The sequence below is a fragment of the Bacillus sp. AFS073361 genome, assembly GCF_002567005.1.
In the GTDB taxonomy this organism is placed as follows: domain Bacteria; phylum Bacillota; class Bacilli; order Bacillales; family Cytobacillaceae; genus Neobacillus.
Map to the genome: position 1 here is coordinate 500,073 of NZ_NUZU01000039.1, position 16,002 is coordinate 516,074.

Consider the following 16,002-nt stretch of genomic DNA (forward strand, 5'->3'; position numbering starts at 1 on the left):
TTTTACTCTCTTAAAAATTACTTAATCACACTTTTTTCTTTTTTTTGGTCCGCTAATGCTTTCATGCCTGCATTCAATACTTCAATGATTCGATCAGTATCATAAACACTACCTCGCCAAGTTCCTCCACTCGCGGATTGAAGTGCAGCCCATAATCGAGTATCATCCGGTAAGCCAGGATCTGGCTTAACGCCTTGATGTGTCCCACGTTCATCTAATACTCTAGTTGCCTCTTCAATCGACAATCTATTGTCCTTTGTCCCGATAAAGTTAACAGTACCGACCAATTGTTCTCTGTCAATAATAATTTCAATTACATCTCCATCACGTAATTTACCAATTGGTCCCCCTGCCAACGCTTCTGGCCCAATATGTCCGATACATGCCCCAGTTGAAACGCCTGAAAAACGTGCATCTGTTAGTAAGGAAACATGTTTCCCATAAGATAAGTGTTTTAATGCAGAAGTTAATTGATAAGTTTCTTCCATTCCTGTCCCCAATGGTCCTCCACCCATAACAACCATGATGTCACCTGCTTCGATTCCGCCTGTTTTAATCGCCCTGATCGCTGCTTTTTCAGAAGTAAAAATCTTTGCTTCACCAGTATGACGATAAACACCATCTTCTCCGACCACGGAAGGATCAATGCTAGTTGATTTTATGACAGAACCTTCAGGTGCAATGTTACCTTTCGGAAACGTAACTGTTGAGGTTAATCCTCGTTGTTTTGATTGAATTGGACTCATGATGACCTCATCTGGTTGAATTCCATCATGTTCCACCAATAGTTGTCTAAATTTCGTACGTCTTTCTGAGGTTTCCCACCAATCAAGGTTTGCTCCAAGAGTTTCCCCTGTCACTGTAAGAACATCTTCATGTAACAGGCCTAATTTCCTTAGATGAAGCATAACTTCAGGTACGCCTCCAGCTAAGAAAGCTCGAACGGTTGGATGGTTATCTGGACCGTTTGGCAATACATTTACTAAGCGAGGCACCAATTTATTGATTCTTTCCCAATCATCTACAGTAGGAATTTTGCAGCAGGCAGCATGTGCAACAGCAGGAAGATGTAAAAGCAAGTTGGTTGAACCACCAAATGCTGCATGAAGGACCATTGCATTTTCAATTGCTTTATCTGTAATAATATCCTTAGTAGTAATGTTTCTCTTTTCCAATTCCAACGCTGCGCGTGCTGACTGTTTCGCGACTTCTTCCCAAACAGGCTGGCCAGACGGTGATAAAGCAGAATGCGGCAGTGCCAATCCCAGTGCTTCGACAACCACTTGTGAGGTTCCAGCAGTTCCTAAGAACTGACAACCACCACCGGATGAGCCACATGCCACACAACCAAGTCTTGCGGCATCCTCCAATGAAAGCTCACCATTTGAAAACCTTGCACCAATCGTTTGAACCTTGCCCGCATCTTCCCCATCTGTAGGCGGAAGTGTTGCTCCTCCCGGAACGAGGACGGTTGGAAGATTATGCATGGATGCCAGGGCAATCATCACGGCCGGGAGACCCTTATCACAGGTGGCAACACCTATAACGGCTCGTCTTGTCGGGATGGACCGGATTAGGCGTCTCATCACAAGGGCTGCATCATTCCTATATGGAAGGGAGTCAAACATGCCTGTTGTCCCTTGAGAGCGGCCATCACATGGATCACTTACAAAACTGGCAAATGGGACGCCTCCTTGCTTAGTAATTTCTTCAGCAGCAGCCCTCATTTGCAATCCTAATTCATAGTTTCCAGTATGATATCCTAATGCAATGGGAGTGCCATCATGATCCCGAATTCCTGCCAATGTTCCGATAATCAGCACCTGTTTTCCAAGGAGCTTGGAAGGTTCCCAGCCCATTCCGGCATTTTGGGTCATACCAAAAATATCACCGCTTGGAAGTTCTCTTAACATTTCGGGCGTCAGTGGAAGTGAACCTTCCGGCCCTGCGCCATGAGTCTTTATGCTATAAAGGGATTGATTTCCTTCGTCAAATATTGAATTTAATGACATAGTAACCTCCGATGAATTTATTTACTACCAAGTAATGATTTTATGTATATTTATAGTTTTATAATATAAAACTAAGTTTTATTATTTGGTTGTGATTTGATTATAGCATATCTTTATTTATTGTGCCTATTCCATTACAACCTAAAAATTGTTTTTTCAAAATTTTTTATCCACATTTATTAATCCATAATGTTTGTTATAATAAGATATAATTTTACAATATAAAACCAAAGGAGTTATTTATGCCTATTATTCAATCTGTTGAACGGGCTCTGAAGATTCTAGATTTATTTGATGAGCATAAGTCGGAGCTAAAAATTACCGAAATTAGTGAAAAGATGGGGTTGCATAAAAGTACTGTACACTCCCTATTAAAAACACTTCATGAGTATTCCTATATCGATCAAAATCCGGATAATGGTAAATATAGATTAGGATTGAAACTAGCTGAACGAGGGAATTTAGTCATCAGCAATATGGATATAAGAAAAACGGCAAAAAAATACCTTCTCGATCTTTCTGCCAAAACGGGGCAAACAGTGCACCTGGGGATATTGGACGGTCGGGAAGGCGTGTATATAGATAAAGTAGAAGGGGAACAATCAATTATTCGTTATTCACGTATTGGCCGAAGACTCCCCCTCCACTCTACTGCGATTGGAAAAGTCCTTTTAGCCTATCAACCCCCTAATGAATTGGAGCACTTATTAAAAAATTATAACTACCAGTATCAAACTGCAAATACGATCATCAATGAAGCGATTTTTCGAAAAGAAATTGAAAAAGTCAAGGAGCAGGGCTATGCAGTAGATGAACAAGAAAACGAGCAAGGTGTTCGTTGTGCTGCTGTACCCATATTCAACGGGAAGGGCCGGGTCCTGGCTGCAATTAGTATCTCCACTTTAATTTCTCGTGTGAACGATCCGGAGCTGCAGATATTTATTGATCTTCTCAAAACATCCTGTAATGAACTCTCGGAACAAATGAAATATGGATATGAATGATTTTTCCTTAATAGTTAACAACTAATAAAAAACATAGGCTATTAAAAAAGTTAGTTGTTTGGATATACAAAGTCATCTAACTTCGGATATAATAACATGGTATGTTTCTAAATTATTTGATGGGGAGATATGATGATGAAAAACTCAAAGCCCAATGAACCATTAGTTACGCATATTTTTACAGCAGATCCTTCCGCACATGTCTTTGAAGGTAAGCTTTATATTTATCCTTCTCATGACCTTGATCACGATGAGCCATCTAATGATAATGGTGACCAATATAAGATGGAAGATTACCATATTTTATCCATGGATGACGCAGGTGCACCATGTGTAGACCACGGAGAAGCTCTTCATTTAAGAGATATCCCTTGGGCAAGTAAACAGCTTTGGGCACCAGACGCTGCTTACAAAAATAACACCTATTATTTATTTTTCCCTGCAAGAGATAAAGAGGGTATTTTCAGAATTGGCGTTGCAACTAGCCCTAATCCGGCTGGACCTTTTACACCAGAAGAAAATTATATACCTGGCAGCTTCAGCATTGATCCCGCTGTCTTGGTGGATGAAGATGACAAAGCATATGTTTATTTCGGCGGGCTTTGGGGAGGACAATTAGAAAAATGGCAGACAGGAACTTTTATCCCAGATGCTGAAGGTCCAGCCGCTGCAGAACCTGCTTTAGGACCAAGAGTAGCTGAACTAAGCGACGATATGCTTACTTTTAAAAGCGAACCAAAAGAAATTTCCATTGTCGATGAAAACGGTAATCCAATTCTTGCAAGTGATGAGGACCGAAGATATTTTGAAGGACCATGGGTTCATAAATACAATGGTCTTTACTATCTATCCTATTCTACTGGTACCACGCATAAAATTGTTTATGCTGTAAGTGATAATCCACAGGGTCCATTTGTGTTCAAAGGGACAATTCTTACACCTGTAATTGGCTGGACCACACATCATTCGATTGTCCAGTTTAATGATAAATGGTATCTGTTCTATCATGATTGCTCGTTATCAGATGGCGTGAATCATAAGCGTTCTGTGAAATACACGGAACTAAAATATAACGAGGATGGAACGATTCAAACGATTGACCCTTATGGAAATAAATAATTAGATTGACCACTGACCCTCATAAAGGGGTCAGTTTTTTTGATCTTTGGGAGTTTTTTATATCACCTGCCACTATTTAATGGCCCAATAACCATGCACTGGTTTCCCTACTAATATTTTCCGACATTTTTTTTGAATTTTTTATTGCCATTTATAATAGTTGCTGATATTATTGAAGGTGCGTAAATTGGAAAGCTGTTATTCAATATGTCTGGATCTTTCCAAGCAGATAATTTTTGACCACTTCCTTCAAGAAGTTAAGGCCATACGGACAGCCGGGTCAAATGCCGAATGGCAACTTTAGTTGCCTTATTGATTGAGTTAAAAGCTCAAATTTTATAAGTTGGTTACTTTACAACCAGTGCATATGCACACAACTTGTGAAACGGTCAATAAGAGTAGTAAAAGTAATTATTTGCTATATAGACTCTGATCCTAATAAGATATATTTTGAATATTATAGAGCTTCCTTACTGATTTTATAAGGACCTTTATCGTAGTGGTATGATTTCTATTACGGTATACGTATGCTTTTTTAATATTGATGATTATATCTAAAGCAAGTGTTGTGCGCGGTTATGCGTTATGATTCACTTGCTTTTTTTGTTGTGAAATTTTAAGAGGAATTCAATTTCTCTCTGCATTAAAAAAAATTAACCAGTTAGGAGATTAAGAGAATGGGAAAAGCACTTATTATTGGCGCCGGCGGCGTGGCATCAGTAGCAATTCATAAATGTGTACAAAACAGTGAAGTATTTGAAGAGATTTGCATCGCGAGTCGTACAAAATCGAAATGTGATGAATTAAAAGCGAAATTAGATGGCGGTAAAACAAAAATCACGACTGCACAAGTAGATGCTGACAATGTAGATGAATTAATTGCCTTAATCAATGAAGTAAAACCAGATATCGTAATGAACCTAGCTTTACCATACCAGGACTTAACAATTATGGATGCTTGTCTTGCAACAAAGACACACTATATGGACACAGCAAACTATGAGCCAGAAGATACCGCTAAATTTGAATATAAATGGCAGTGGGAATACCGCGAGCGTTTTGAAAAAGCTGGAATCACAGCTCTTTTAGGCAGCGGCTTTGACCCTGGTGTAACAGGTGTATTCTCCGCTTATGCTCTAAAGCATTATTTTGATGAAATCGAATATATCGACATTCTTGACTGCAATGGCGGCGACCATGGCTATCCATTTGCAACAAACTTTAATCCTGAAATCAATATCCGTGAGGTTTCTGCTAACGGAAGATACTGGGAAAACGGTGAATGGGTTGAAACCGAGCCAATGGAAATCAAACGCGAATATAACTTCGCTGAAGTTGGTCAAAAGGATATGTATTTGCTATATCATGAAGAGCTTGAATCTCTTGCGCAAAATATCCCAGGGATTAAGCGTATCCGTTTCTTCATGACGTTTGGCCAAAGTTATATTACACACTTAAAAGCGCTTGAAAACGTGGGAATGACTTCTATCGAGCCAATTGAATTCGAAGGACAACAAATCATTCCACTTCAATTCTTGAAGGCTGTATTACCAGACCCAGCTTCCCTTGGTCCACGTACAGTTGGTAAAACCAACATCGGCTGTATCTTCAAAGGGAAAAAAGACGGAAAAGATAAAACCTATTATGTATACAATGTTTGTGACCACCAAGAGTGCTATAGAGAAGTCGGCTCTCAAGCCATCTCTTATACAACAGGTGTTCCTGCAATGATTGGTGCTGCAATGATTATGACTGGCAAATGGAATAAACCAGGCGTATTCAATATTGAAGAATTTGATCCAGATCCATTCATGGAAGAGTTAAACAAATGGGGCCTTCCATGGGTAGAAGATTTTAATCCTGTGCTTGTTGATGCATTGCCTGAAGAAGCAAAAGAGTTGGAGCTTGTTCGTTAAGATGCGGTTTGAAGAATTACCAACACCGTGTTATGTCGTTGATGAAGGCCTTGTGGAAAAAAATCTCAAAATCCTAAACGGTGTCATGAAACGCACAGGTGCTAAGATTGTTTTAGCGCAAAAGGCATTTTCGATGACAAAATTCTACCCTCTTATTGGGGAGTATCTAAGTGGAACAACCGCAAGCGGTTTGTACGAAGCACGACTAGGTTACGAGGAAATGGGCAAAGAGAATCATGTCTTTGCCCCTGCCTACCGTGCAGATGAAATCGATGAGATTATCTCAATTTGCGATCATATTATTTTCAATTCTTTCTCACAATTGGAGAAATTTAAAGATAAAGCACTTCAAGCTGGCAGAAAAGTTGGCTTGCGCATCAATCCGCAATGTTCTACTCAAGTAGGACATGAAATCTATGACCCTTGTTCACCAGGTTCAAGGTTCGGTGTCACGATAGAACACTTTCGTCCCGATTTGCTGGATGGTGTTTCAGGGCTGCATTTTCATACCCTTTGTCAGCAAAACTCTGATGACTTAGAAACGACACTTAATGCGGTCGAAGAAAAGTTTGGTGAGTTTCTTCCGCAAATGGAATGGATCAACTTTGGCGGTGGTCATCATATCACAAGAGAAGATTATGACATTCCGCGGCTGGAAGCGTGCATTAAAAGAATGCAGGATAAATACGGTTTAGAGGTTTACCTTGAGCCAGGAGAAGCAATTGCTCTTAATGCTGGGTACTTAATTACCTCCGTACTTGATTTACATCAAAACGGATTAGAGATTGCGATTCTTGACACTTCTGCTACCTGCCATATGCCTGATGTCTTGGAAATGCCTTACCGTCCTCCTCTTTTTGGATCAGGAGAAGCTGGAGAAAAGCCATATACATATCGTCTTGGCGGGCAAACCTGTCTTACAGGAGATGTGATCGGCGATTATTCTTTTGATCAGCCATTAAAGAGCGGTGATCGCTTAGTTTTCGGTGATATGGCGATCTATACGATGGTCAAAAACACCACGTTTAACGGAATGCCATTACCTGCCATCGCTGTTCAAGATAAAGATGGGGATTGTCAGGTTGTGCAGCAATTTGGCTATCAAGATTTTAAAATGAGACTAGCTTAATAGAATAGTAGAAAAAGGGAGAAGTGCGAGTAATGCACTTCTCCCTTTTATTTTGCCCAGCATTCTCTTAAAAGTCCCCTATTACATTGTTGAATGCTTTTTTACTGCATTTTTTACCAATGGTAATGTCATCTGGTTTGTCAGCTCACCAAGTTTTTCTATCCTAATGGTTATTTCATCTCCTGCTGTCAGCCAATCCTGTTCATACTCCGGTAGACCAAGGATGACTCCTTCAGGTGTTCCAGTGATAATCAAATCACCTGGCTCTAGGGTTATATAGTTGGAAATATAACTAATAATCTCATCGCAATAAAAAATCATGTCCGCTGTATTGGAAGATTGTCTAACCTTACCATTAACAATCGTTTCAATTTTCAACTGATTTGGATTGCCGACTTCCTCAGCAGTCACAAGATACGGCCCAACCGGACAAAACCCATCAATTGCTTTTCCTAAGAGCCATTGATTTGTGCGGAATTGGAGGTCTCTTGCGGATAAATCATTGGCATTGCAATACCCTGCCACATAATCCAATGCACGTTCCTTTGATACACTTTTGGCAATTTTTCCAATTACGATGCCAAGTTCTGCTTCAAAATCAACTTGCTTCGCATCTGCGGGAATCTCAACTTTGTCTCCATGACCAGCTAGGGAATTGCCATACTTGTTAAAAAGTACAGGCGTTTTAGGCGGTTCCATATTTGATTCTTCTGCATGCTTCCGATAATTTAGGCCCACACAAATAATTTTTGCACTTTTCGGTACACATGGACCATATTGAACCTGATTCTCTGCCAGGGTGAAAGCGCTGAAATCCTTGTTTGAGTGAACGAAATCTTGAAAAAGTTTTTTAGAGTTCTCATCCGCTTGCAACCATTGTTCTAATGATAGAGGAATACTCTGAGGCTCATTCGCCGCCTCCCAAGCCTTCACAATGTCTAGAATACCGGTATCTGTTTTCACACCAAATTTAGATGGATCATTTGAATTCAATTTATAGTTTACTAGTTTCATATTGTTTAGATTACCTTTCCACTTGATTAGTTTTTTTAATTTATCTAGTTTTGTTGTTCCACATATTTACTATAGCATGGAGATTTTTAGCGAGCAAGATTAGTGTTTTGAATTTTCCGAATAATTATATTTTCTATCATCCCTGGTTCCAATGATTTAATCAAAAGATAAAATTTCGCTGTGCATAGTAAATAACTATAAAACGAACTCCTTCTGTGTAAAATTACTTGTATGGGTAAGGGATTCAATCAATAACATAATTGCCATACTAGTATCATTTCTGACTTGTGAGAGAAAGTTCGTTGTAATTCCTTTAAAATGAGTAGGTTCGTTTGAAACCTCATGACACATAAAAAAACACTATCCTTTCCATCGTATTACAGAAAGAATAGCGTTTTTTTCATTTCTGGGGTATCGATTTGCGTTAGAGCGATAGGTATGTAGTGGATAAGAATGCGAATGCCAACACAAGATAGAACCAGCAGAAATTTTAGGTCGTAAATTTTAAAACATTATTGGCTTTTATCCCTTGCTACTTTAAACTTATGCCTCTCTAGTAGCCTTTATTATGGTTGAATTTTCCTCATCACTATCGGTATTACTTGCATCACTAAGTGAACGTGATTTAGTTTCAGGAGCCCAAGCTAACGATACAATTGTCCCGATGATGAGAACCGCTGTAAGAGCAAGCATTGAAGGTTGAATCCCGAATTTAGAAATACTAATAGGAAGAAGAAAGGTTCCTATTGCTGACCCTATCTTGCTAACTGATGTAGCAAACCCCACTCCTGAAGAACGAAGTGATGTTGGAAAACTCTCCGGAGGAATTGAAGCAGTAAGATTACAGACTGCTGACATTATTAAGGTGAAACCGATAAATGTAATAATCATAAGGGCAGATCCTGTTGGCAAAAGGCTTAGTAAGAGTAAAGAAACGCTTAGAAAGATAAAGGATCCGTTTAAGAATGCCCTAGTAGATAATTTAATTGTTAAAAAGATGCCAAGAATTGAACCTATAAAAAGCACTCCGTTTAATAATAGGTCTGTACCAAAGTTTCCATGTAGCCCCAAGGCTTTTAATATAGATGGAAGAAAGGTATAGATTGCCCAATAAGGAACAATAATACAAAGGTAAAAAATACAGTTAAATGCTGTACGTTTTCTCATATTTTTGCTAAACAAATCAGCATAACTTGCTTTTGTTTTAACAGGTGTTTCATCATCAAGTTCGACGTTTTGTCCAATATATTTCTTTACAATTTGTCTAGCTTCTTCAATACGGCCTTGATTAACTAACCATCTTGGAGATTCGGGAGTTCCCATTCGCATGATAAAAATTATCACTGCTGGCAATGTAGCAGAAGAAAGCATCCAACGCCATGACTCAGGACCAATATGAGTTAAAGAAAATCCCACGACAGTTGCAAGAACGAAGCCCAATGTCCATATAACGCTAAATGACCCGAGTATGGCTCCACGATGTTTTCTTGGCAAAATTTCCGCTAGCATTGTATGTCCTACGCTATAATCTCCTCCAAGGCCAAAACCAAGTAGTAGCCTCAAAATAAACAATTCACCTGCATTGTCAGCAAAAAATTGTAAAAAGGATGCAAGGATAATAATTATAAAGTTTAAGGAAAATACTTTTTGTCTGCCAATTAAATCCGCTATCCTTCCAAGAATTAAACTTCCTAAAAAGAGCCCAATTAAGGCCGAACTTCCAATAAGACCGACCCAAAGCGGACTAAGGTCAAATTGAGGTGTAAGTAAAGTGAGAGCGATACCAATCAATCCTAATACGTATCCATCGGTAAAGTGTCCGCCAAATGTTAGGGCTGTCATTTTAAAGTGAAATTTATTTAGTGGAGCATCATCAAGCTTTACTATTTGTTTTGCCATATTATTGCCCCTCTCCTCTGATTTTTGTATTTAAGATGGAATTCTCAAATAATGATTTAGAAATGTTCATATTTTCATCCCCTTTTTCAAATTCAAGAAACATAGACGGTTTCATTATAATTTTGTAGAGTTGAATAATCTTAAAATATATTTTTCCATTTGTTTGATCCTTCAAGGTAAATACCTTATCCCTCCATTTTATCATTCCGATTAAAAATCCAATAAATAATGATTTTTTCTTTAGGTAATCGCTTTCAAATTTAGGAACCATGATATCATTAGTTATTTTATCAGATTACCAAATGACAAAGGCTAATCAGGAAAAATATACTTAATTAGTAAAACTTTAAATTCAAGAACTTATCTTCCAAATCGGGAAGAAAAATAATCAGCATCCAATAATCTGATCCATAAATTGATTAAAAATGTTTTTCCTCATCGTTTGTTTACAATCTATAGATTAATTTCGTTGATTTCCGGTTTTTGCTCAATCTAATTAATGTATTGGATTATTAGGTTCGACGTCAATGTGATTTAAGACCTAACCCAAATAAAAGACCTTACTACCTTTAATTTTCACTACAAGTACCCATTGCTGCTGAATTTCCGCAGATTGGATATATGATTTTAATAAAGGTAAAGCCTTTGCAATAAATATGGATTTGCCTCATTTGCACGTTGCGAATAGTGAAAACTAAAGAAAAAAATTTTTTGGTAATAGATTTCTCATTTGAATCTTCTTAATCCTTTTCATCAATAAACAAACTTATAAAAACAGCAAATCAAATTCTTCATAATCCCCTCCTTTTTTTTAACTAGTTTTAAAAAACAAATTCTCAATATGAACATGTTCACCAAATGAACATGTAATTAATAATAGTACAAAAAATAGAGAGTGTAAACTGAAAATTTGGAATTTATTTTTTTTTCTATTTTTCATTGCGAGATGTGGAGTAAAATGGAAAAGGAAGAATTATAAGTTGTACAAAAATATATAAATAATGACGGTGGCTATAATATCTAAGTGAAATCTATGGAAAAACCCATAATACATTAAAAAATAGGTTCTACAGTATCAATATCATGATGAAGAAGGTCTTCTAAAAACCTATACAAACTATTCTGCTCAGTTTAAACTAGACGTACTGGGCCCTTACCGTTTTAAATATTATTAAAGGGATTTTATAAGTATTTTACGTTTAAAATAAAGCGGTTACTTGTTTGATTCTTGTAAAAGGTTGATGATGGAGGGGGATTTTATGAAACGCAAAGAGATACAGATGAATCGTATGTGGAAATATTTTGTAGATGCAACAGCTCAAATAATTGAAGAAGAAGGCTTGGAAAACGTTACGATAAGAAAGATTGCGGATATTGCAGGGTATACAGCTTCAACTGTATATAACTATTTTGATGAACTGTCCCATCTAATTTTTTTCGCTTCGATGAGATTTCTTAATCCATATATTAAAGAATTATCTTTTTACATGACAACAGGAAAGAACTCGGTAGAAAAATATTTATTAAGTTGGGAATGTTTTTGTAACCACTCATTTAACAATCCGCACATTTATAACGCAATTTTTAATGCAGATTTGGGAAGCAAACCAGAAGAATTACTAAATAATTATTTCGAAGCTTATCAAAATGATTTAACAGGAGTATCTGATGAAGTAAAGCCCTTAATTTTTGAACATAACATTTCAAAAAGAAGTAAAGCGGTTTTGCAAAAAGCTGTTGAAGAGGGATATCTAGATAGTGATGATAGTGAAGAAATAAATAATATGACTATCTTAATATGGCGCGGAATGTTAACAACTGTCTTAAATAAGCGCAGAGATTATAATCCAGAAGAAGCTGCAGCGGAAACGATGAGATATGTCAGGAAGATAACAATGAATGCTTTAAAAAAACCTTTAGAATTATCTTGAGTTTTATCTCAGTTTGTTCAGTTTAAGTTGGAAAGTATTTCATATTATTAACCTTTTAGTCTAGTTTCGATGACTAAAAGGTTTTTTTTACTTTGACTGATCGTATAGAATGGTGCAAACGTAGTGCGTGGGAACGGAAAATATTTCAAAGTATTATTGTGTTTAAAAATCACATATGTTAATATATTCCTAAATATGAACATGTTCATATTAAAAACATATTCATTTTTTTGGTGAAACGGATTTAGGCAGGACGATAGGAAGCGAAGGTTTTAATTGGACTTTATCATTTAGGAAGAGCATTCTTTCGAATTTATTATCCATTACAAAAAAGTTAGTTTGTAATCGCTTTCTAGTCGATTGAATAATTGCTGATTAAATATTTTTGAATGGAGAGGGAACTATGCACACTACGAAAATTATAAGCTCTGACAATTTCTCATTCACCCTTGACGGCTATTTAGCCTCCTTAGAAGACATTTTCCCCGGGTTGCATAATCAGGATCGCATAGGCATTGTAGTTCGTAGCCCCGGTGGAGCGACAGGCGCCAGCGGACTGTTGATGGCGACGATAACACACTTCTATGATTCATATAGATTAAATCTTGGAAATGAAATAGGAAAGGTACGAATTTATCCAGAGTGCTTTATATTCCATGTTGGAAAGAGTCATGGCAACCACGCAGACATGGATGTGTGGCCCCCGCATCGAGAGGTTGTGGTGGAGGATGACCCAGAGCAAATCTTAGAGGTAATTAATGATCGTGCTATAACTCGTTTAATTGTCGAAGATTCCCCTCCATTATCGGCCACGTTCCTGCGTGAGACAATCAGTAGTGCTGAAAGCCGGATTCTTAGTACCATTGCCTATTCTGCGATTGGTCGTGTCGACAAAGCTGACGTGAGTGTAACGAGTAATAGAGTAGTAGAAAATTATGTTCTCAACACGCTAAGGTTGTCGAAGGAACTTCTTGAAGAGGAGCTTGAGCATATGCTTGAGGTACGTGAAAGACTCGCTGTAAATGACCAAGTTACAGAGACTTACCGTCGAATTAATTTATCTGATGCCCTTCGTATGCTTAGCCCCAATTCAAATGCAGGATCGACTACGCGTCACACTATTTCTATTAGCGCTCCAAATGCATCGATAGTCATAACCTAAAGTTAAAAGAGATACTAAAAATTTACCCGATGCATTAACCAACTAGTTTCCTTCTTTTAAATGAATAACAGTTTATACTCATAGTTTTAGTAACTTTGTTCAAAATAGGGATGAAAAATACATTAATTATATTCCCATTTTCCATGATGATCAACATGTAACAGCTATTGTAACTGCTGCCGGATAAATCAATGCTCTTAAACTTGCTGACAAAAACATTGAAGATATACGTGTCGTATCAAACGGTGCGCAGGTGTAGCGATTGTAAAGCTCTTACTTCATATGGGGGTAAAGGATGTCATCATTTTTGATACAAGTGGGATTATATATGATGGACGTCCAGTCTGGATGAATCCATTCAAGGTAGAAATGGCCCGCATCACCAATAAAAAACAAAAACACGGGACACTAGCGGATGTATTTATTGGCGTATCAGCGGCTGGTTTAGGAACAAAAGACATGGTTCGTTCCATGAACCTTGATCCGATTATTTTTGCCATGGCTAATCCAGTACCAGAAATCATGCCAGAAAATGCAAAAGAAGCCAGAGCACTAGTTGTTGGAACAAGGCGATCTGATTACCGATTCAAATCAATAATATTTTGGAATCCCCTGGAATTTTACGTAGTGCTTTAGATGTTCATGCAAAAGAAATCAATGAAGAAATGAAGTTGGCATCTGTGTATGCGATTGCCGGATTAATCACACGATGTACTTAATCCCAATTATGTAATTCCCAATCCATTTGAACGCCGTGTATTTGCCCAATTAGCATCAGCTGTTGCTGAAGCTGCAATGGAAACGGGTGTTTCAAAAAAATGTAAATGTTGAAGAGATAAAAAAGCGTCTATTAACACTAGTTGAAGAAAAATAACCTGCTTTATTAAAAATCTTAAAACTAAAGTGTACCTTAATCTATTATAACTAACTTTAAATAATTACAGTAAAGCGTTAGTCTGATTCATTAAGGTTTATTGAGGAGGTGGCCGTGTAAGGGTCCCTCTAACCTACTTTGACGAGATTCTACAGCTATAAATGTCTATTATTGCATAAAATTTCCACTATTATTAGCAATTTTATTTCTTCATTAATAAACAGACTTCCTCCATTGACTTAACAGTTTTATCTCACCTGATTTCCATCGGTGGTTATCCCTCTATAAAGCTAATAAACTTTTCCCTATTTTCTAAACAAAACTTATTTAATAGTCAATTATAACTCTAAGGGTTTTATTAAAGAATTCATCGTTATCTTTCTGACATATCGCATCGTATCTGCTACAGCTTCTTCAGGCTTAAAATCTCGGCGATTATTTAAAACTGTTGTTAGCATCCCGCGCCATATTAATATAGTCATATTAATAATTTCTTCACACACTTCATTATCTAGATAACCTTCTTCCACAGCATTTTGCAATACTGCTTTACTTCTTTTCGTAATATTATGTTCAAAAATTAAAGGTTTTATTTCATCAGATAGTCCTGTTAAATCGTTTTGATAAGCTTCGAAATAACGTTCTAGTAGTTCCTCTGGTTTGCTACCCAAATCTGCATTGAAAATAGCGTTATAAATGTGTGGTTTGTTAAAAGAGTGGTTACAAAAACATTCCCAACTTAATAAATATTTTTCGACCGAGTTCTTCCCTGTGGTCATGTAAAAATCAAGTTCTTTAATATACGAATTAAGATATCTCATTGAAGCGAAAAAAATTAAATGGGAAAGTTCTTCAAAATAGTTATAAATAGTAGAACTTGTATAACCAGCAATTTCCGCAATTTTTCTTGCTGTAACGTTTTCCAAGCCTTCTTCTTCAATTATCTGAGCTGTTGCATCTACAAAATATTTCCACATGCGGTTCATCTGTATTTCTTTGCGTTTCATAAAATCCCCTCGCTCACCATCAACTTTTACAAGCCTCAAACAGCTAATCGCTTAAATTTAAAATTTTCACTCTTTAAACGTACAATATTTATACAATCATTTCAATTATATTTAAATAATATTATATACGATAAGATGCTTTTTCATTTGGTAATATGCATATTAAGTCTATTGCAATAATATGAACATATACATATTATGAATATGTTTTTAAATAAATTGTAATCTTAAATTTAATTGATTGTCTGCTAAATAGATATCCAAATGGAATAGAAGCAATGTCGAATGGTGACAATTGCAAATCCTTTTACATCTTTATCATCAGGATTTACAAATCGATATTTATGATTCTAGAAAAGGCATGACACAAGAACAAATTAACCGTCTCGGTGAGCCTTATTTTACTACAAAGGAAAAAGGAACAGGTCTAGGGATGATAGTTTCCTTTAGTATTATAAAAGGAATGAACGGAAGTATCAACTTGACAAGCGAGCCTCAAAAAGGGACTTGTTTCTCTATCAGACTCCCCCTCTATCAAAAAATAGGCGAACCAAATGTGTATAAAACTTCTGAGGAAATGACCTTCAAAAGAATAGAAAGAATTTCTTCTCATCCTATTATCAAAGACGACCCAACGAAAATGTCTATCTAAGGCATTTTCCTTTGGCCGTCTTTCTAATTTGGGAATCTATACTTTTCAAATTTCCACAATATCTTCGTTGAAGAAGTCCTCCATTTAGTTAGGTTGAACGCACGTAGAATTAGTCGTGACTTGATCGACATCACTTATTAACCGATTAGGAAGTAATATTTTTTGTTCCTCCCCCTCAAATTAAATCTCTGAAAGGAGATGAAATAATTGTTTCTTTTAAGACTACGAAACTGCTCTTGGGCAAGGATTTTCAGAACCCTATTTACGGGACTAACAATATTCT

Annotated in this window: 11 protein-coding genes and 1 pseudogene; 8 read left to right on the forward strand and 4 right to left on the reverse strand. The window is 36.9% G+C overall.

Going from position 1 to position 16,002, the window contains the following annotated elements; genetic code table 11:
- Window positions 1-17: 17 nt before the first annotated feature.
- Window positions 18-2,012, reverse strand: a complete 1,995-nt coding sequence (locus COJ96_RS22715; protein ID WP_098576055.1) for a YjhG/YagF family D-xylonate dehydratase — start codon at window positions 2,010-2,012, stop codon at window positions 18-20.
- A gap of 242 nt (window positions 2,013-2,254) precedes the next feature.
- On the opposite strand from COJ96_RS22715, the gene COJ96_RS22720 reads away from it, so the two are divergent.
- The 4 genes from COJ96_RS22720 to nspC all read left to right on the forward strand — a co-directional run bounded on the left by COJ96_RS22720 (window position 2,255) and on the right by nspC (window position 7,180).
- Complete coding sequence (locus COJ96_RS22720) at window positions 2,255-3,016, forward strand: IclR family transcriptional regulator (protein WP_098576056.1); 762 nt, start codon at window positions 2,255-2,257, stop codon at window positions 3,014-3,016.
- 132 nt (window positions 3,017-3,148) lie between these two features.
- Complete coding sequence (locus tag COJ96_RS22725) at window positions 3,149-4,135, forward strand: glycoside hydrolase family 43 protein (RefSeq protein WP_098576057.1); 987 nt, start codon at window positions 3,149-3,151, stop codon at window positions 4,133-4,135.
- 677 nt (window positions 4,136-4,812) lie between these two features.
- Window positions 4,813-6,051 (forward strand): saccharopine dehydrogenase family protein, encoded by a 1,239-nt coding sequence (locus tag COJ96_RS22730; protein WP_098576058.1) that lies wholly within the window; start codon window positions 4,813-4,815, stop codon window positions 6,049-6,051.
- Window position 6,052: 1 nt separating this feature from the next.
- Complete coding sequence (gene nspC, locus COJ96_RS22735; RefSeq protein WP_098576164.1) at window positions 6,053-7,180, forward strand: carboxynorspermidine decarboxylase; 1,128 nt, start codon at window positions 6,053-6,055, stop codon at window positions 7,178-7,180.
- An 81-nt stretch (window positions 7,181-7,261) separates the two neighbouring features.
- Here the strand turns inward: nspC and COJ96_RS22740 are convergent, their stop codons facing one another.
- Window positions 7,262-8,194, reverse strand: a complete 933-nt coding sequence (locus COJ96_RS22740; RefSeq protein WP_098576059.1) for a fumarylacetoacetate hydrolase family protein — start codon at window positions 8,192-8,194, stop codon at window positions 7,262-7,264.
- A 543-nt stretch (window positions 8,195-8,737) separates the two neighbouring features.
- Window positions 8,738-10,093 (reverse strand): MFS transporter, encoded by a 1,356-nt coding sequence (locus COJ96_RS22745; protein ID WP_098576060.1) that lies wholly within the window; start codon window positions 10,091-10,093, stop codon window positions 8,738-8,740.
- A gap of 1,259 nt (window positions 10,094-11,352) precedes the next feature.
- Between COJ96_RS22745 and COJ96_RS22755 the strand changes: the two genes are divergently transcribed.
- The 3 genes and pseudogenes from COJ96_RS22755 to COJ96_RS29385 form a co-directional block, all read left to right on the forward strand.
- Window positions 11,353-12,024: a TetR family transcriptional regulator gene (locus COJ96_RS22755; protein ID WP_098576062.1), complete on the forward strand. Its 672-nt coding sequence runs from the start codon at window positions 11,353-11,355 to the stop codon at window positions 12,022-12,024.
- Window positions 12,025-12,586: 562 nt separating this feature from the next.
- Window positions 12,587-13,186 carry a hypothetical protein gene (locus COJ96_RS22760; RefSeq protein ID WP_257148600.1) on the forward strand — a complete coding sequence of 200 codons (600 nt, stop codon included), beginning with the start codon at window positions 12,587-12,589 and terminating at the stop codon, window positions 13,184-13,186.
- Between the two features lie 97 nt (window positions 13,187-13,283).
- Window positions 13,284-14,017 (forward strand): annotated as a pseudogene (locus COJ96_RS29385) (NAD(P)-dependent malic enzyme); the annotation flags it as partial.
- A gap of 381 nt (window positions 14,018-14,398) precedes the next feature.
- On the opposite strand, the gene COJ96_RS22770 reads toward COJ96_RS29385, so the two are convergent.
- Window positions 14,399-15,067: a TetR/AcrR family transcriptional regulator gene (locus COJ96_RS22770; protein ID WP_098576064.1), complete on the reverse strand. Its 669-nt coding sequence runs from the start codon at window positions 15,065-15,067 to the stop codon at window positions 14,399-14,401.
- 295 nt (window positions 15,068-15,362) lie between these two features.
- Between COJ96_RS22770 and COJ96_RS22775 the strand changes: the two genes are divergently transcribed.
- The gene (locus tag COJ96_RS22775; protein WP_257148601.1) at window positions 15,363-15,719 is read left to right on the forward strand and encodes an ATP-binding protein; all 357 of its coding nucleotides are present in this window, start codon (window positions 15,363-15,365) and stop codon (window positions 15,717-15,719) included.
- Window positions 15,720-16,002: the final 283 nt, after the last annotated feature.

Bases quoted from the DNA above. Each gene is read 5' to 3' on its own strand.
- COJ96_RS22715 (WP_098576055.1), bottom strand. From the start codon at position 2,012: ATGTCATTAAATTCAATATTTGACGAAGGAAATCAATCCCTTTATAGC.
- COJ96_RS22720 (WP_098576056.1), top strand. From the start codon at position 2,255: ATGCCTATTATTCAATCTGTTGAACGGGCTCTGAAGATTCTAGATTTA.
- COJ96_RS22725 (WP_098576057.1), top strand. From the start codon at position 3,149: ATGATGAAAAACTCAAAGCCCAATGAACCATTAGTTACGCATATTTTT.
- COJ96_RS22730 (WP_098576058.1), top strand. From the start codon at position 4,813: ATGGGAAAAGCACTTATTATTGGCGCCGGCGGCGTGGCATCAGTAGCA.
- nspC (WP_098576164.1), top strand. From the start codon at position 6,053: ATGCGGTTTGAAGAATTACCAACACCGTGTTATGTCGTTGATGAAGGC.
- COJ96_RS22740 (WP_098576059.1), bottom strand. From the start codon at position 8,194: ATGAAACTAGTAAACTATAAATTGAATTCAAATGATCCATCTAAATTT.
- COJ96_RS22745 (WP_098576060.1), bottom strand. From the start codon at position 10,093: ATGGCAAAACAAATAGTAAAGCTTGATGATGCTCCACTAAATAAATTT.
- COJ96_RS22755 (WP_098576062.1), top strand. From the start codon at position 11,353: ATGAAACGCAAAGAGATACAGATGAATCGTATGTGGAAATATTTTGTA.
- COJ96_RS22760 (WP_257148600.1), top strand. From the start codon at position 12,587: ATGGCGACGATAACACACTTCTATGATTCATATAGATTAAATCTTGGA.
- COJ96_RS22770 (WP_098576064.1), bottom strand. From the start codon at position 15,067: ATGAAACGCAAAGAAATACAGATGAACCGCATGTGGAAATATTTTGTA.